At 72.9% G+C, this 16,932-nt stretch carries 12 protein-coding genes; 1 reads left to right on the forward strand and 11 read right to left on the reverse strand.

Going from position 1 to position 16,932, the window contains the following annotated elements:
* Positions 1 to 65: 65 nt before the first annotated feature.
* From cobC to cobM, 5 genes are all read right to left on the reverse strand, one after another.
* Entirely contained in the window at positions 66 to 1,139 is a 1,074-nt protein-coding gene (gene cobC / locus OG595_RS33670; protein WP_329278664.1) for an Rv2231c family pyridoxal phosphate-dependent protein CobC, read from the reverse strand.
* The gene (locus tag OG595_RS33675) at positions 1,129 to 2,067 is read right to left on the reverse strand and encodes a sirohydrochlorin chelatase (RefSeq protein WP_329278667.1); all 939 of its coding nucleotides are present in this window, start codon (positions 2,065 to 2,067) and stop codon (positions 1,129 to 1,131) included. The genes cobC and OG595_RS33675 overlap by 11 nt, the downstream gene beginning before the upstream one ends.
* 82 nt (positions 2,068 to 2,149) lie before the next feature.
* Positions 2,150 to 3,910, reverse strand: coding sequence for a precorrin-3B C(17)-methyltransferase (gene cobJ / locus OG595_RS33680; protein ID WP_329278669.1), 1,761 nt, complete (start codon positions 3,908 to 3,910; stop codon positions 2,150 to 2,152).
* Positions 3,907 to 5,193, reverse strand: a complete 1,287-nt coding sequence (gene cbiE / locus OG595_RS33685) for a precorrin-6y C5,15-methyltransferase (decarboxylating) subunit CbiE (protein WP_329278670.1) — start codon at positions 5,191 to 5,193, stop codon at positions 3,907 to 3,909. Before cbiE ends, cobJ begins: the two co-directional genes overlap by 4 nt.
* Positions 5,190 to 6,029: a precorrin-4 C(11)-methyltransferase gene (gene cobM, locus OG595_RS33690; RefSeq protein WP_329278671.1), complete on the reverse strand. Its 840-nt coding sequence runs from the start codon at positions 6,027 to 6,029 to the stop codon at positions 5,190 to 5,192. Before cobM ends, cbiE begins: the two co-directional genes overlap by 4 nt.
* Positions 6,030 to 6,127: 98 nt before the next feature.
* On the opposite strand from cobM, the gene OG595_RS33695 reads away from it, so the two are divergent.
* Positions 6,128 to 6,868 carry a ZIP family metal transporter gene (locus tag OG595_RS33695; protein ID WP_329278672.1) on the forward strand — a complete coding sequence of 247 codons (741 nt, stop codon included), beginning with the start codon at positions 6,128 to 6,130 and terminating at the stop codon, positions 6,866 to 6,868.
* An 8-nt stretch (positions 6,869 to 6,876) separates the two neighbouring features.
* Here the strand turns inward: OG595_RS33695 and cobI are convergent, their stop codons facing one another.
* The 6 genes from cobI to OG595_RS33725 are packed head-to-tail and all read right to left on the reverse strand — an operon-like array spanning position 6,877 to position 16,924.
* Entirely contained in the window at positions 6,877 to 7,638 is a 762-nt protein-coding gene (cobI, locus tag OG595_RS33700) for a precorrin-2 C(20)-methyltransferase (protein WP_443073271.1), read from the reverse strand.
* Complete coding sequence (locus OG595_RS33705) at positions 7,623 to 9,116, reverse strand: cobyrinate a,c-diamide synthase (protein ID WP_329278675.1); 1,494 nt, start codon at positions 9,114 to 9,116, stop codon at positions 7,623 to 7,625. Before OG595_RS33705 ends, cobI begins: the two co-directional genes overlap by 16 nt.
* Positions 9,110 to 9,709, reverse strand: coding sequence for a cob(I)yrinic acid a,c-diamide adenosyltransferase (cobO, locus tag OG595_RS33710; RefSeq protein ID WP_329278677.1), 600 nt, complete (start codon positions 9,707 to 9,709; stop codon positions 9,110 to 9,112). Before cobO ends, OG595_RS33705 begins: the two co-directional genes overlap by 7 nt.
* Positions 9,709 to 11,742, reverse strand: a complete 2,034-nt coding sequence (locus OG595_RS33715; RefSeq protein ID WP_329278679.1) for a putative cobaltochelatase — start codon at positions 11,740 to 11,742, stop codon at positions 9,709 to 9,711. The genes cobO and OG595_RS33715 overlap by 1 nt, the downstream gene beginning before the upstream one ends.
* Positions 11,739 to 15,395: a cobaltochelatase subunit CobN gene (gene cobN, locus OG595_RS33720; RefSeq protein WP_329278681.1), complete on the reverse strand. Its 3,657-nt coding sequence runs from the start codon at positions 15,393 to 15,395 to the stop codon at positions 11,739 to 11,741. The genes OG595_RS33715 and cobN overlap by 4 nt, the downstream gene beginning before the upstream one ends.
* The gene (locus OG595_RS33725; protein ID WP_329283427.1) at positions 15,392 to 16,924 is read right to left on the reverse strand and encodes a cobyric acid synthase; all 1,533 of its coding nucleotides are present in this window, start codon (positions 16,922 to 16,924) and stop codon (positions 15,392 to 15,394) included. Before OG595_RS33725 ends, cobN begins: the two co-directional genes overlap by 4 nt.
* Between the last annotated feature and the right edge of the window lie 8 nt (positions 16,925 to 16,932).

Genomic DNA, 16,932 nt, shown 5'->3' on the forward strand with positions numbered 1-16,932 from the left:
GCTGACAGTCCAGCCCCTCCGGCGTTTCGAGGAGCGGAGGTTCGGGGCCAGCGCCCCGAGGGAACTCACCGTCCCGCCAGCGTCACCGCCCGGTCGAACGCCTGAAGGAACCCGTTCACCGTCACCCGGTCCCGTACGGCGACCCGCAACCACTCCTCCCCGAGCCCGGGAAACGTGTCGCCCCGCCGCACCGCGTACCCCAGCCCGCGCAGATGCCCCCGCACCGCAACGGCCCGAGGCGCCCGCACCAGCACGAACGGCCCCTCAGCCGGCGTCACCACCTCCACTCCGTCGGACCCGAACTCGGCCAGCCCGGCGACAAGATGAGCCCGGTCGGCGGCGATACGCCGGGCCGCCTCCTCCGCCTCCGCCAGGCCCCGCCCGGACACGCACACCTCCGCCGCGGCCAGCGCCGGCGTGGACACCGGCCACAACGGCTGCGCCCGCTCCAGCTCCACGATCGTCTCCGGCGCCGCCAGCACGTACCCGATCCGCAGTCCGGCCAGCCCCCACGTCTTCGTCAGGCTCCGCAGCACCACGAGGCCGGGCACGTCCGTACGCCCGGCGAGCGCCTCCCGCTCACCCGGCACCGCGTCCATGAACGCCTCGTCGACCACCAACGTCCGCCCAGGACGGGCAAGTCGGGCGACGGCAGCCGCCGGGTGCAGGATCGACGTCGGGTTCGTCGGGTTGCCGACCACCACCAGGTCGGCGTCGTCGGGCACGAGCGAAGCGTCCAGCCGGAAGTTGTCCGCCGCCCGCAGCAGCACCCGGTCCACCCGGTGCCCGGCATCCCGCAGTGCCGCCTCCGGCTCCGTGAACTGCGGGTGCACGACCACCGGTCGGCGTACCTTCAGGGCGCGCGCCAGCAGCACGAAGGCCTCCGCGGCCCCGGCGGTGAGCAGCACCCGCTCCACCGGTACCCCGTGCCGGGCCGCCACCGCCGCCCGTGCGGCCCGCCCGTCGGGATACGTGGCGAGACCACCGAGCGACCCGGCGATGTGCTCGCGCAGCCAGGCCGGGGGTGTGCCGGCTCTGACGTTCACGGCGAGGTCGACCAGCCTGGCGCCGTCGTCGCGCACCTCGGCGTCCCCGTGGTGCCGGAGGTCGTGCCCGTCGGTGTCTCTGTCAGTGCGCATGGGAGTGCGAGTGCCCGTGGGAGTGGTGTCCATGATGGTGACCATCGTGGTCGCTGTCGTCGTCCGGATGGAAGTGCGGCTGCTGGGGCATTCCGACCTTGTCCTCGAAGCCGGGCAGCGCGATCCGGTACACGCACGAGTCGCAGTTCATCCGCAGATCCCCCCGCACGGCCTCCCGGTACCGCTCCATCACCAGGTCGAGCAGTTCCGGCTCCGGACCGATGACGTCGGCGGACCGCACCTCGACCCCGGGGTGCGCGGCGGCCCAGCCCTCCGTCTGCTGCCGGACCCGGTCCGGCAGAATCCCGGTGAAGAGGAAGTAGGGCAGGACGACGATCCGCCGCGCACCCAGCTTCACGCACCGGTCGAGCCCCGACGGCACGTCCGGCGCCGCCAGCGACACGAACGCCGTCTCCACACCGGCGTACCCGCGCCCCTCCCACAGCAGCCGCGCCGCCTTGAGCACCTCGGCGTTGGCGTCCGGGTCGGTGGAGCCGCGCCCGACCAGCAGCACGGTCACGTCGGCCCGGTCGGCGGGCGTACGCGCCCCACCGCCCAGCGCCTCGTCCAGCCGCCGTTCCAGCACCGCCAGCAGCGCCGGGTGCGGGCCCAGCGGACGCCCGTACGTGTAGGAGATCCCCGGGTGCCGCTCCTTCTCCCGGGCCAGCGCCGCCGGGATGTCCCCCTTGGCGTGTCCGGCGGACACCAGCATCAGCGGAACGGCGGCGAACCTGCGTACCCCCCGCTCCACCAGCTCGGTCACGGCGTCGCCCAGCGGCGGCGGCGACAGCTCGATGAAGCCGCCCGCGACGGGCAGTTCGGGGTTGCGGCGTCCCAACTCCCGTACGAAGTCACGGAACGCCTCGGCCCCGGCCTCGTCCCGGGTGCCGTGGCCGGCGATGAGCAGGGCGGGCGGAGGGGTGGTCACGATGTCTCCTCGGACGGTGAAGTGGGATGAAGGGGAAGGGTGTTGAGCGGGCAGCCGGGCGGCGACGCCTGACCGGTGGTGTTCATCGGGCCGCCTCCTGCCAGCGGTATCCGCGAGGCGTGACCATCCGGCCCGCGATGTTCCGGGTCGCGGTGTTGCCGACGGTCACGACCGTCATCATGTCGACCGTCGCCGGGTCGAGGCCGGCCAGGGTCGTGACACGGCTGGACTCGTCGGGCCGCGACGCGTTCCGTACGACACCGACGGGCGTCGTCGGCTCCCGGTGCGCGCCGAGGACGGCGAGCGCCTTGGGAAGCTGCCAGTCACGGCCCCGGCTGCGCGGGTTGTAGAACGTGACGACGATGTCCGCCTCGGCCGCCGCCAGCACCCGCCGCTCGATGACGTGCCACGGTGTGTGCAGGTCGGAGAGGCTGATGGAGACATGGTCGTGGCCGAGCGGGGCGCCGAGAATCGCGCCGGCGGCGAGGGCGGCCGTGACACCCGGTACCCCGACCACGTCGATGTCGTCGGACGCCTCGGCGAGCGCGGGCGACGCCATCGCGTACACGCCCGCGTCCCCGCTGCCGATCAGCGCGACCGCCTGCCCCTTCCGGGCCTCGGCCACCGCCGTCCGGGCCCGCTCCTCCTCGGCCCCGAGCCCGGACTCCAGGATCCGGGTACCGGGCCGCAGCAGATCACGGATCTGGTCGACGTACTGATCGAGCCCGACCAGCACGGACGCCCGCCGCAGCTCCGCCTCGGCACGCGGGGTCAGCAGATCCCGCGCGCCGGGCCCGAGCCCCACGACCGCGAGCCGCCCACGCCCCGGCCGCCGTACGACGGCACAGGTCGCCATGGCCGGCGCCCCGTCCGCCCGCTCCGACTTCCGCTTGGGCACGAGGAGTTCACCCCCGCCGACCAGCGCGGCAGCCTCCGCCACGGACGGCGTACCCACGGCGGCGAGCGGCGCGGCGGAGGGATTCGGCACGTCGACCCCGGCCAACTCGTCGGCGGAGTACGTCACCACGGGCACCCCGAGCCGTTCGGCGGCTCCGACGATCCCCGGCTCGCCGGCCTTCGCGTCGACGGTGGCCAGCGCGGCGACCGAGGCCACGGAGAGCCCCGCGTCCGCCAACGCCCCCTCGACCAGCCCGAGCACCTCGTCGACCGGAGCGCCCTTGGAGGCGCCGACCCCGACGACGAGGGACGGCGGACGCAACACGACCGCACCCGCACCGGCACCGTCGATCAGCCGGTCGGTCACCCGGATACGGACCGTCGGCCCGGCACCGGGCACCGCACTCCCGACACCGGACGGGAGTTCACCGGACGGCAGCACATCGGAACGCAGCACATTGGACGGCAGCGCGGGCAGCGGCCAGCCCGACTCCAGCTCCAGCGCGACGGTTTCACCGTCGAGCATGGCTCGCGAGACTCCCGCGACATCGCCCTCCACGGGCAGTCCGAGGGTGTCGAGCCCCGGCACCCCCACCGCGTCCGTCGCGGTGGTCACCACGGGCTCCGCGCCCAGCAACCGCCCGACCGCACGGGCCAGTTCATTGGCCCCGCCACCGTGCCCGCCGACCAGCGACACGGCGAACCGTCCGCCCTCGTCGACGCACACCACACCGGGATCCGACGCCTTGTCGGACAGCAGCGGGGCGACCAGCCGTACGACGGCCCCCGTGGCCAGGAAGCACACGAGCTGCGCGCACTCCCCGAACGCGCGCCGGACGGCGTCGGCGACCGGCCCCTCGTACACACGCGTACGGTCGGGCCAGGCGGCGGCGAGGCGATCACGCGCCGCCGCGCCCGCCGCCGTCGCGGAAATCAGGCCGATCACAGAGCAACTCCTTCACTACGTGCCGAGGGACGGGTGCCCCACAGCAGAAACACGGGATTGGTCGCCGCGAGGCGGGTCACCTCACCCGGCAGCGGTGCGAGCCGGGACGACTGCAACAGGACGCCGTCGCAGTCGAGTCCGGCGCCGACGAGCGCCGCACGCACGGCCGGTACCCGGTCGAGGGCGGCCATCGCGACCACCACCGTCCGCCGGGCCCGCCCCGCACAGGCTGCGACGATCGTCGGCAGTTCGCGCCCGCCCCCGCCGATGAACACGGCGTCGGGTTCGTCGAGTTCGAGTCCGGGTGCGGACAGCGCGGGCAGGTCATCAGGTGCGCTCCCCTCCACCACCCGCACGTCGACGCCGTGCGCTGCGGCGTTCGCCCGCACCCGATCCGCCCCGTCCGGCGTCTTCTCGACGGCGACCACGGCCGCCCCGAGCCGCGCGCACTCCACGGCCACGGAACCGGAGCCCGCGCCGATGTCCCAGACCAGGTCACCCAGGCGCGGTCCGAGCCGGGCCAGCGCCAGGGCCCGTACCTCGAACTTGGTGATCATCGAGTCGCGGTGGGTGAACTCCCGCTCGTCCAGGGCCCATCGGGCGGGCCCGGTGGCAGCGGCAGCCCCGGCGACCGTGACAGGGACGGACGCGACGGCCCGTGCCTCGTCCAGGCACAGCACCACACTCACCGCGTCGCCCCAGTCCCGTGCCGCCGCCTCGGCAGGAGTGACCCGCTCGACGCGTTCGAGGTCCGGATCGCCCAGCGCCGAGGCGACCACCAGGACGCGCGCCCCCGGACCTCCGACCAGCGCCGCGCCCAGTTCGGCGGGCCCGGCGCCCGGCCCGGTCAGCACCGCCACCTTGGGCCGCGCCCGGCACACGTTGACCGCCGTCCGCAGAGCCCGCCCGTGCGCGCTGACCACGACCGCGTCGTCCCAGGTCAGCCCGGTCCGGGCGAACGCGGCGGCGACGGAGGACACCCCCGGCCTGACATCGAGCCGCCCGGCCCCGAACCGCTCGGCCAGCGCCCGCACGATCCCGAAGAACCCCGGATCACCGGAGGCGAGCACGACGACGGGCCGTTCCTTCCCGACGTACTCCTCGACGGTGTCGAGCGCGGGAGCCAGTGCCCCGAGGACAATCCGGTCGGCCCCCTCCGGCACAGCCTCCGACACCGCGGCCAGGTGCCGCCGGGCGCCCACGACCAGCGCGGCCCCGGCGACGGCGGCCGTGGCGTCCGGCGGAAGCGGCGCCCCCGTCCCCGTACCGATGACGGTGATCACGTACTCGCCCCTCGCTCGCGCAGCGCCCGCCGGGCCGCCGGGTCGGCCTTGCGGAAGCCGTGGAAGTGCCCGGGGTGGTAGAGGTGCGAGCGGGTGCCGCTGGCGTCGAGGGCCGGGCCGATCAGGAACAGGGTGTGCTTCCACAGCTTGTGCTCCTTGACCGTCTCCTCCAGCGTCTCGATCGTGCACCGCACGACCAGTTCCTCGGGCCAGGTCGCCTGATAGGCGATGACGACCGCCGTGGACGTCGGATAACCGCCCTCCAGCAGCTCCCGGACGAGCTGCCCGCTGCGGGCGGCGGACAGGAAGATCGCCATGGTGGTCCCGTGCCGCGCGAACTCGCGCACCTCTTCCCCCGGCGGCATCGGCGTCTTGCCGCCGCCCAGCCGGGTGAGGATCACGGACTGCGCGACCTCGGGAATGGTCAGCTCGCGCTGGGCGAGGGCGGCGACCGCGGAGAAGGAGGAGACGCCGGGCACGATCTCGGTCTCGATCCCGATCTCGGCACACCGGTCGACCTGCTCCTGGGTGCCGCCCCAGAGCGCGGGATCGCCGGAGTGGATCCGGGCCACGCGCAGGCCCTCGCGCACGGCACGCTCGTACACGGCGACGACGTCCTCCAGCGACATGGTCGCCGAGTCGAGGATCTCCGCCCCCTCGCGCGCATGTTCGAGGACAGCCTCCTGTACGAGGCTGGCCGCCCAGATCACCACATCGGCGTCGGCGATGGCGCGGGCGGCGCGGAAGGTCAGCAGATCGGCGGCGCCGGGGCCGGCACCGACGAACGTCACCTTGCCGGTGGGAGCGTCGGTCGAAACGTCGGCCGTGGGAGCCATGGGGCGAGATCCTCTCGTACGGAATGTCGAAAATGTCAGTGGGTGTGCGGGTGGGTCTGGAGGTGCGCTGAGGCGGGTTGATCGGATAGCAAGGGCACATGGCGGTCTTCGTCGCGCTCGGCGCGTTCCTGATGACGCTGGCCGGCGGCTGGACGGCACTGCGTGTGACCGACCGCCGCCATCTCGTCCTTGGCCTGGCCGGCGGCCTGATGCTGGGCGTGGTCGGCCTCGACCTGCTGCCGGAGGCGCTGCACGCGGCGGGCCGGGAGGTGTTCGGCGTACCGGCCGCGCTGCTGCTGTTCGTCGCCGGTTTCCTGCTGGCCCATCTGGTGGAACGTCTGCTCGCGGTACGGCAGGCCTCGCACGGCGCCGCCGCGGGGACCGGCGAGCACGGCGGCCGGACGCCCCAGGTGGGCCTGACGGCCGCCGCGGCCATGGTCGGCCACAGCGCGATGGACGGCGTCGCGATCGGCGCCGCCTTCCAGGTGGGCGGCGGGATGGGCCTCGCGGTCGCGCTCGCGGTGATCGCCCACGACTTCGCCGACGGCTTCAACACGTACACGATCACCAGCCTGTACGGAAACGCCCGCCGCAAGGCCGTGGCCATGCTGTTCGCCGACGCGGCGGCACCGGTCGCGGGCGCGGCCTCGACCCTCTTCTTCACCATCCCCGAACAGCTGCTCGGCGGCTATCTCGGCCTCTTCGGCGGCGTACTGCTCTACCTCGCCGCCGCCGAGATCCTCCCCGAGGCCCACCACGACCACCCCGCCCACTCGACGGTGCTGTGCACGATCGCGGGCGCGGCGTTCATCTGGCTGGTGGTGGGCCTGTCGGGCTGAGCGGGCGTTCACAACTTGCCGCCTCTGCCGCCGTCGCGCGGCGCGGGCGCGATGAGCGTGGAGAGGTACGGGAGCGGCTCACCGTCGAGTTCGGCGGCGGGCCGGATGGACTCGCCCGCCAGCCCCAGCGCCGACCCCCACACGGCGTCGCCGATCCGCCCGCTCTCCCGCAGCGCCTCGGCGACCTCCTGGGCCTGCCGCCCGAACTTGTACGCCACGACGGTGCCCGGCCCGCCCAGAGCCTCCTTGAGGACAGCGGCCCCCGCGGTCACGGGTACGAGGGTGAGTGGCTCGGTCCCCTCGGTGAGCACGGCCCCCGACCGCGCCGCCAGATCCTGCATCGCGGTGATACCGGGCACGGTCTCGATGACGGCGGAGGGCACCAGCTCCCCGATGGTGTGGGCGAGATAGGTGAACGTCGAGTACACGTTGGGGTCCCCGATGGTCGCGAAGGCGACGACGGAGTGCGCGCCGAGCAACTCGGCGACCCGGGCACCGGCCGCGTCCCAGGCAGCCTCGCGCCGCCCGTGGTCGGACCGCTCGTTGAGCGCGAAGACGACCCGGACGATCTTCTCGGCGCCCACGTAGTGCAGCACGGTGGCCTCGGCCCGCCCCCGCTCAAGGGTGTCCATCACGGGTACGACGACCACATCGGCGGCGCGCAGCGCGTTGACGCCCTTGACGGTCACCAGTTCGGGATCACCGGGCCCGACCCCGACCCCGATCAACCTGCTGCTGACGCTGCTCTCGCTGCTCATGACGTCCGGCACCTCTCCACGAACCGACGGGCGACACCGGGCGCGGACGCCCAGTGCGTGTGCAGATAGCTCGCGTGCACACCGCGCTGTACAAACCCCTCGACCCGCCGTTCCGCACCCCGCACACCCCAGGCGGGAGCCGTCCCCGCCCCGGGCTCGACGACGGTCCGATGGAACTCGTGCCCCCGCATCCGGGTACCGGCCACCGCGAGCGAACTGTCGCTCACGGCCACGGCGTCCCGATAGCCGAGGGTGAGCCGGTCACTCATCCGGGCGGTGGCATCGAGCACCCCGCACATGGGCCGCCCGTCCAACTCCCGGCCCAGATACAGCAGCCCGGCACACTCGGCGGCAACGGGCGCACCGCTCCCGGCGAGAGCGGCGACGGACTTGCGCAGCGGCTCGTTGGCGGACAGCTCAGCACCGAACACCTCGGGAAACCCACCCCCGATGACCAACCCGCGGGTCCCGTCAGGCAGTTGCTCATCCCGAAGCGGATCGAACACGACGACCTCGGCCCCGGCGGCCCGCAACAACTCGGCATGCTCGGCATAGGAAAAGGTGAAGGCGGCGCCGCCGGCAAGGGCGACGATCACCTCCGAAGCGCCGCCCGGCGCCTTCAGCCCGTCCGGCGTTTGAGGACGAGACCCGTTCAGGGCCGTAGGGGGGTCTGGGGGCGCAGCCCCCAGGGATGGGACGGGTAGGGGCGGCGGGGGCGAAGAAAACAACACCTCACCCGCATCCCACCCCGCACAAGCCAACGCCCCCGCCCCCCGGGCCAACCCCATCAACGCCTCAAGATCACACCCCGCCGAAACCTGCGCGGCCATGGCCGCGACAGCCGCCACCGCCTCCCCCCGCCGCTCGGCGACCGGCACCAGCCCCAGATGCCGAGAGGGCACATCCACCTGCGGAACCCGCCGAAGCACCCCCACCACAGGCACCCCCACCGACTCCAACGCCTCCCGCAGCATCTCCTCGTGCCGATCCGACGCGACCTTGTTGAGGATCACGCCCCCGACCCGCACCTCCGGATCCCACGACACGAACCCGTGCACGAGCGCCGCCACGGACCGGGACTGCGAAGACGCGTCGACGACGAGCACCACCGGCGCCCGCAGCAACTTGGCCACCTGGGCCGTGGACGCGAGCTCCCCCTCGCCCGCGGCCCCGTCGTACAGCCCCATCACGCCCTCGACCACGGCGATGTCGCATCCCCGCGCCCCGTACACGAACAGCGGTCCCACCAACTCGGGCCCGCACATGTACGCGTCGAGGTTCCGCCCCACCCGCCCGGTGGCGAGCGCGTGATACCCGGGGTCGATGTAGTCCGGCCCCACCTTGTGCGGGGACACGGCGAGCCCCCGCGCGGCGAACGCGGCCATCAACCCCGTGGCAACGGTGGTCTTGCCGCTGCCCGAGGAGGGCGCGGCGACGACCAGCCGGGGCACGGACCCGGACGACACGGAGGCGGACGCGGACGTCACCACTCGATTCCCCGCTGCCCCTTCTGCCCGGTGTCCATCGGATGCTTGACCTTGGACATGTCGGTCACCAGATCCGCGAACTCCACCAGCTTCTCCGGGGCGTTGCGCCCGGTGATCACCACATGCTGGTTCCCGGGCCGGTCCCGCAACACGGCGACGACCTCGTCGACGTCGACCCATCCCCAGTGCATGGGATAGGCGAACTCGTCCAGCACGTACAGCTTGTACGTCTCGGCGGCGAGATCCCGCTTGACCTGCTCCCAGCCCTCCCGGGCCTTCTCCTCGTTGTCGAGCTGCTCGTCGCGCTGGACCCAGGACCAGCCCTCGCCCATCTTGTGCCAGTCGACTGTCCCGCCCTCGCCGCTGGCCCCCAGCACCCGCAGCGCGTTCTCTTCCCCCACCTTCCACTTCGCCGACTTGACGAACTGGAACACCCCGATGGGCCACCCCTGGTTCCAGGCGCGCAGAGCGAGCCCGAAAGCGGCGGTCGACTTGCCCTTCCCGATCCCCGTGTGCACGACGACGAGCGGCCGGTTACGCCGCTGCCTGGTCGTCAGTCCGTCGTCCGGTACGACACTCGGCTGTCCCTGCGGCATTACGCGGCCCTCCTCGAAGTCCCCTGCACATCCCTCACCAGACCGGCGATGGAGTCCGCCCGCAACTCGTCGAGCGTCACGGCCGTACCTCCCAGCTCACCCGCGAGCTGCCCGGCGAGTCCCAGCCGTACCGGCCCGGACTCGCAGTCGACGACCACGGAGGCGATCCCCTCGGCGGCGAACAGGCGAGCCGCCCGCCCGGCCTGCGCGACGGGCTCCGGACCACCCGTGGCCCGCCCGTCGGTCACGACCACCACCAGCGCCCGCCGGGCCGGATCCCGCATCCGCTCGACCCGGAGCACGTCGTGCGCCTTCAGCAGCCCCGCCGCGATCGGCGTACGCCCTCCGGTCGGCAGCGACTCCAGCCGGACGGCCGCCGCGTCCACGGACGAGGTCGGCGGCAGAGCGACATCGGCCGCCGCCCCGCGGAACGTCACGAGCCCCACCTTGTCCCGCCGCTGATAGGCGTCGAGCAGGAGCGACAGCACAGCGCCCTTGACGGCACTCATCCGCTGCCGGGCCGCCATCGACCCCGAGGCGTCGACGACGAACAGCACGAGATTCCCCTCGCGCCCCTCCCGCGTCGCCTGCCGCAGATCGTCCCGCCGCACCACCAGCCCGCGCCCGACCCGTCCCCGCGCCAGCTGGTGCGGCGCGGCGGCCTGCACGGTGGCCGCCAGGTGCAGCTTGGTGAGCGCCCCCTGAGGCCGCCGGGACCCCGTGGTCCGCCCCCGCTCGGTCCGCGCCCGCGACCGCCGCCCGGCAGCACCCTCACCCACACCGGGCACGCTCAGCACCTTGGTACGGAAGGGCTCACCGGCCCGTACGGGCTGCTGCTCGCCGGAGCCGGGCCCCGAGGGCTGCGGCTCCCCGCCCTCCCCGGCGGCCTCTGGCCGCGCGCCGGCGTCGTCCCCCTGCGGCCCGTCGGACTCGGGGGCCTGACCACCGCCCCCGGGCCCGTCCGGCCCGGGGTCAGGGTCCGGGTCCGGATCCTCGTCCCCACCGTCCGCCCCCGGGCCCTGGCCGCCGAACTCCTCCAGCGTCTCGTCGAGCTTGTTCTCGTCAAGTCCCGGCGCGTCAAAGGGATTCCGCCGCCTCCGGTGCGGCAGGGCGAGCAACGCGGCCTGCCGCACATCCTCCGCGAGCACGTCGGTACGTCCGTCCCAGGCGGCCAGCGCGACCGCGGTCCGCGCCATCACGATGTCGGCGCGCATCCCGTCCACCTCGAAGGCGGCACAGGTCGCGGCGATCTGCCGGAGCGCCCCGTCGCCCAGCCGCACGGACGGCAACAGCTCCCGCGCGGCGACGATCCGGGCCCGTACGGCGGACTCCTCGTCGGCCCACCGCGCGGCGAACCCGGCGGGATCGTCGTCGTACGCCAGCCGCCGCCGCACGACCTCGACACGCTGGTCGGGCTCCCGCGAGGCCGCGACCTCGACGGTCAGCCCGAACCGGTCGAGCAGCTGCGGCCGAAGCTCACCCTCCTCGGGGTTCATGGTCCCGACGAGCAGGAACTTCGCCGCATGCCGTACGGAGACACCCTCACGTTCGACGTAGGAGGCACCCATGGCGGCGGCGTCCAGCAGCAGGTCGACGAGATGGTCGTGAAGAAGGTTGACCTCGTCGACGTACAGGATCCCGCGGTGCGCGTCGGCCAGCAGGCCCGGCTCGAACGCCTTCACGCCCTCCGCGAGCGCCCGCTCGATGTCGAGGGCGCCGACAAGCCGGTCCTCGGACGCGCCGACCGGCAGCTCGACCATACGGGCGGCCCGGGACTCGTGGGCCCCGGCCTCGTGCGGCCCGTCGGGGCAGGCCGGATCGGGCCCTCCCGGATCGCACGAGAACCGGCACCCGGCGACGACATCGACCGCGGGCAGCAGCACCGAAAGGGCGCGCACGGCGGTGGACTTGGCGGTGCCCTTCTCGCCGCGCACGAGCACACCGCCCACCGCCGGTGAGACGGCGTTCAGCAGCAGCGCGAGCCGCAGGTCGTCCTGGCCGACGACGGCCGTGAACGGAAAGGGGGTACTCACTTGTCGTCGCCCTCCAGATCGCCTTCGAGCTCCAGGTAGGTCGCGCGCAGCCGCTCGATCGTGTCGGCGTCCGGCTCGGCCCACAACCCACGGTCGGCGGCCTCCAGCAACCGCTCCGTGATCCCGCGCAGCGCCCACGGGTTGGACTTCTTCATGAAGTCCCGGTTCTCGTGGTCGAAGACGTACTCGGCGCTGAGCTTCTCGTACATCCAGTCGTCCACGACCCCTGCCGTGGCGTCGTACCCGAAGAGGTAGTCCACGGTCGCGGCCATCTCGAACGCGCCCTTGTAGCCGTGCCGCCGCATCGCCGCCATCCAGCGCGGGTTGACCACCCGGGCGCGGAACACCCGGTGGGTCTCCTCGCCCAGCGTGCGCGTCTTCACCTGGTCGGGAGTCGCGGAGTCACCGACGTACGCCTCGGGGCTCGACCCCGTCAGGTGCCGCACCATCGCGACCATGCCGCCGTGGTACTGGAAGTAGTCGTCGGCGTCGACCAGGTCGTGCTCGCGCGTGTCGACGTTCTTCGCCGCCACCGCGATCCGCCGGAACGCCGTCTCCATGTCACCCCGGGCAGCCCGCCCGTCCAGCCCGCGCCCGTAGGCGTAGCCGCCCCACACCGCGTACACCTCGGCGAGGTCGGCGTCGCTGCGCCAGTTCCGCGCGTCGATCAGCGGCAGCAGCCCGGCACCGTAGGCACCCGGCTTCGACCCGAAGATACGGGCCGTGGCCCGCCGCCGGTCGCCGTGCCCGGCGGCGTCGGCGTCCACGTGGGCCCGCACGAAGTTGGACTCGGCCGGCTCGTCCAGGTCCGCCACAGCCCGCACCGCGTCGTCGATCAGCCCGACCACGTGCGGGAACGCGTCCCGGAAGAACCCGGAGATGCGGACGGTGACGTCGATACGGGGCCGCCCCAGCTCCGCCACCGGCACCACCTCGAACCCGGTCACCCGCCTCGACGCGTCGTCCCACACCGGACGGCAGCCCAGCAGCGCCAGGATCTCGGCGATGTCGTCGCCCTGGGTCCGCATGGCCGACGTGCCCCAGACCGTCAGGCCCACGGACGTCGGGTACTCGCCGTTGTCGGTCAGATAGCGCTGCACGAGCGAGTCGGCGAGCGCCTGTCCGACCTCCCAACTCAGCCTGGACGGAATGGCCTTGGGGTCGACGGAGTAGAAGTTGCGGCCGGTCGGCAGGACGTTGACGAGTCCGCGGGTGGGCGAGCCCGAGGGCCCCGCCGGGACATAGCCGCCGTCAAGTGCCTTGAGGATGTGGGTGATCTCGTCCGTCGTACGGGCCAGCCGGGGCACCACCTCACGGCAGGCGAACTCCAACACCGCGACGGCGTCCGGAAGTTCGAGACCGATGACGTCACGCACGAGGGCGGGAACCGTCGCGGCCTCCCACGCCCGCTCCTCCATGCCCTCCGCGAGCCGCCGGCACAGCTGCTCCAGCAGGTCGATGGCGTCGGCGGCCGAACGCGCCGGCCCCTCGACGAGATCCGTCAGCTCGGCCGACAGCTTCATCGGGGCGCCCGGCTCGGCCAGCAACTCCTTCTCGACCAGCCCGAAGTGCTCGGCGAGACAGGCCCGCAGACCCGGCAGCGCGTTCGCCGTACCGCCCCACACCTGCGAGGCGCGCAGCACGGCCAGGACGAGGTTCACGCGCGGCTCGGCCTCCGGACCGCCGCCGAGAATGTGCAGGCCGTCCCGGATCTGCACGTCCTTGATCTCGCACAGGTAGCCGTCGATGTGCATGACGAACTCGTCGAACGCGTCGTCGTCCGGCTGGTCGTCCACATGCAGGTCGTGATGCAGTTCGGCCGCTTTGACGAGCGTCCAGATCTGCGCGCGCACCGCGGGCGCCTTCGTCGGGTCGAGGTCGGAGACGAGCGCGTACTCGTCGAGGAGCTGCTCCAGCTTCGCCAGGTCGCCGTACGTGTCCGCGCGTGCCATCGGCGGTACGAGGTGGTCGACGACCGTGGCGTGCCCGCGCCGCTTGGCCTGGGTGCCCTCACCGGGGTCGTTGACGATGAACGGGTAGACGAGGGGGAGTTCACCGAGCACGGCGTCCGGCCCGCACCCGCGACTCAGCCCAAGTCCCTTGCCGGGCAGCCATTCCATGGTGCCGTGCTTGCCCATGTGGACGATCGCGTCCGCGCCGAACGAGGACTCCAGCCACCGGTAGGCGGCCATGTAGTGGTGGGACGGCGGCATGTCCGGGTCGTGGTAGATCGCGATCGGGTTCTCGCCGAAGCCGCGCGGCGGCTGGATCATCACGACGACGTTCCCGAACTGGAGGGACGCCAGGACGATGTCGTCCCCGTCGACGTACAGGCTGCCCGGAGGCTCGCCCCACGCCTCCAGCATGCCGTCCCGCATCCCGCTGTCGAGCTTGTCGAACCAGGCCTGGTAGTCGGCCAGCGGGACGCGCGCGGGCGCGGCGGCCAGCTGGTCCTCCGTCAGCCACTCCACGTCGTGACCGCCGGCCGCGATGAGCCGGTGGATCAACTCGTCCCCGTTGTCCGGGTATTCGGTGAGGGAGTACCCGGCGGCGCGCAGCGCGTCCAGCACCCGTACCGCCGACGCGGGAGTGTCGAGTCCCACCGCGTTGCCGACCCGGGAGTGCTTCGTCGGGTAGGCGGTGAAGACGAGTGCGAGCTTCTTCTCGGCGTTCGGCCTGTACTTCAACCGGGCGTGCCGTACGGCGATTCCGGCGACGCGGGCGGCCCGCTCGGGGTCGGCGACGTACACGGGTACGCCACCGGGGCCGTCCTCCTTGAAGGAGAACGGCACGGTGATCAGGCGGCCGTCGAACTCGGGGATCGCGACCTGCATCGCCGCGTCCATGGGGGAGAGGGCGGCGTCGGACGCGTCCCACGTGGCTCTCGACGACGTGAGGCAGAGCCCTTGCAGCACAGGCACGTCGAGGTCGGCGAGCGCCCCGATGTCCCAGGCCTCCTCGTCACCGCCGGCCGACGCCTCCGAGGCGTGCGTACCGCCGGCGGCGAGAACGGTGGCGACCAGGGCGTCGGCACCGGCGAGCAGCTCGTACAGGCCCGCGTCCGCCCCGCGCAGTGAACCGCAGTACACGGGAAGGGCGTTGGCGCCCCGCGCCTCGATCGCGTCGCACAGCGTGTCGACGAACCCGGTGTTGCCGCTGAGCTCGTGGGCCCGGTAGAAGAGCACCCCGATGGTCGGACGGCCGCTCTCCCGCGCGTACGAGCCGTGCACCCCGTACTCGGGCATCTTCTGCGGCTCGACGAACCCCTCACCGGTCAGCAGCACGGTGTCGGACAGGAACCGCGCCATCTCCACGAGGTTGGCGGGGCCGCCCTCGATGAGATAGCGCAGCGCCTCCGCGACCACCCCGGCGGGCACCGACGACTCGGCCATCAACTCGGCGTCCGGCACGGTCTCCCCGCCGAGCAGCACGGTCGGCACACCGGCGCTCTTCAGGTAGGCGAGCCCGTCCTCCCAGGCCCGCTTCCCGCCCAGCAGCCGCACGACGGCGATGTCCGCGCCCTCGACCAGCGCGGGCAGCTCCTCCGTGACATCCACCCGGGTCGGATTGCCGATCCGGTACGAGGCACCGGCGGCGGCCCGGGCCGCCAGCAGGTCCGTGTCGGCGGTCGACAACAACAACACTGTGCTCATGCGGGCGCTCCCGGTGGAATGAAAGGCAGTCCTTGCGGCGCGCCCGACTCGATGAGCCGCCAGAGCGCGTCGGTGTCCGCGTGCTGTTCGACGAGATCGCCGAGCAGGTCGAGCTGTTCCTCGCGCAGCGCGGCGAAGGAGGTGTCGGGGGCCGGGACGAAGCGGCGGCCCGCGGCGGCGGCCACCTCGCGCAGGAACGCCCGCCGGAACCCGTCGGATTCGAGCGAGCCGTGCCAGTGCGTGCCCCAGACGCTCCCGACCCGGCACCCGTCCAGACTGTGTCCATTGCCATCAGAGATGAACCGATCGCCTCCGGTGACCTCGGCGACCCCGTGATGGATCTCGTACCCCTCGACCTGTTCGCCGAGGGCGGTGCCGACGGGCCGGGTGAGGGTCTTCTCGCGGGCGAACCGCACCCGGACGGGAAGGACCCCGAGCCCTTCGACATGGCCCTGCCGGCTCTCGACGTCGTCCTCGATGTGCTCGCCGAGAACCTGGAACCCGCCGCAGATGCCGAGCACGGGCCGCCCCTCGGCGGCCCGGCGCACGACGGCGTCCGCGAGCCCGCGCTCACGCAGCCACGCCAGCGCCTTCACGGTTCCCCGCGTCCCGGGGATGACGACGAGGTCGGCGTCGGCCAGTTCCTCCGGCCGGTCCACGAACCGCACCACGACACCCGGTTCGGCGGCGAGGGCGTCCACGTCGGTGAAGTTGGACATCAGCGGGACCGCGCACACGGCGACCCGCAGCACGTCCTCCCCGACGGGCGGGGCGACGTTCGACTCCCGGACCGTCCCCCGCAGCGAGATCCGCAGCCCGTCCTCCTCGTCGATGCCGAGCCCGTGCCGGAAGGGCAGCACGCCGTAGGTCGGCCGTCCGGTGAGCCCGAGCAGCATGTCGAGCCCAGGTTCGAGCAGGCTGACGTCCCCGCGGAACTTGTTGACGAGGAACCCGGCCACGAGCGCCTGGTCCTCGGGGGACAGCAGGGCGACCGTCCCGAAGAAGGAGGCGAAGACCCCGCCCCGGTCGATGTCGCCGACGACGAGCACCGGGAGCCGGGCATTGCGCGCGATCCCCATGTTGACGATGTCGGTCCGCCGCAGATTGATCTCGGCCGGACTCCCGGCCCCCTCACAGATCACCGCGTCATACGTGCCCCGCAGTTCGGCGAGGCACTCCAGCACGGTCCCCAGAAGCCGCTGCTGCCGCCCCCCGTGATACCCACGCGCACTCATCTCGCCCACCGGCTTCCCCATGAGCACGACCTGACTGCTCCGGTCGCCCCCCGGCTTCAGCAGTACGGGATTCATGAGCGCCGTCGGCTCGATCCGGCACGCCTGCGCCTGCATGGCCTGCGCCCGCCCGATCTCCGCACCCTCCCGTGTGACGAAGGAGTTGAGGGACATGTTCTGCGCCTTGAACGGCGCGACCTTGACCCCCTGCCGCACCAGCCACCGGCAGATCCCGGCGGTCACGACACTCTTGCCGGCGTCGGAGGTGGTCCCGGCGACGAGCAGCCCACCACCCATGGCCCCAC

It is taken from the genome of Streptomyces sp. NBC_01451, from assembly GCF_036227485.1.
Classification (GTDB): Bacteria; Actinomycetota; Actinomycetes; order Streptomycetales; family Streptomycetaceae; genus Streptomyces.

Bases quoted from the DNA above. Each gene is read 5' to 3' on its own strand.
- cobN (WP_329278681.1), bottom strand. From the start codon at position 15,395: ATGAGCACAGTGTTGTTGTTGTCGACCGCCGACACGGACCTGCTGGCG.
- OG595_RS33725 (WP_329283427.1), bottom strand. From the start codon at position 16,924: ATGGGTGGTGGGCTGCTCGTCGCCGGGACCACCTCCGACGCCGGCAAG.
- cobC (WP_329278664.1), bottom strand. From the start codon at position 1,139: ATGCGCACTGACAGAGACACCGACGGGCACGACCTCCGGCACCACGGG.
- OG595_RS33695 (WP_329278672.1), top strand. From the start codon at position 6,128: ATGGCGGTCTTCGTCGCGCTCGGCGCGTTCCTGATGACGCTGGCCGGC.
- cobO (WP_329278677.1), bottom strand. From the start codon at position 9,709: ATGCCGCAGGGACAGCCGAGTGTCGTACCGGACGACGGACTGACGACC.
- cobM (WP_329278671.1), bottom strand. From the start codon at position 6,029: ATGGCTCCCACGGCCGACGTTTCGACCGACGCTCCCACCGGCAAGGTG.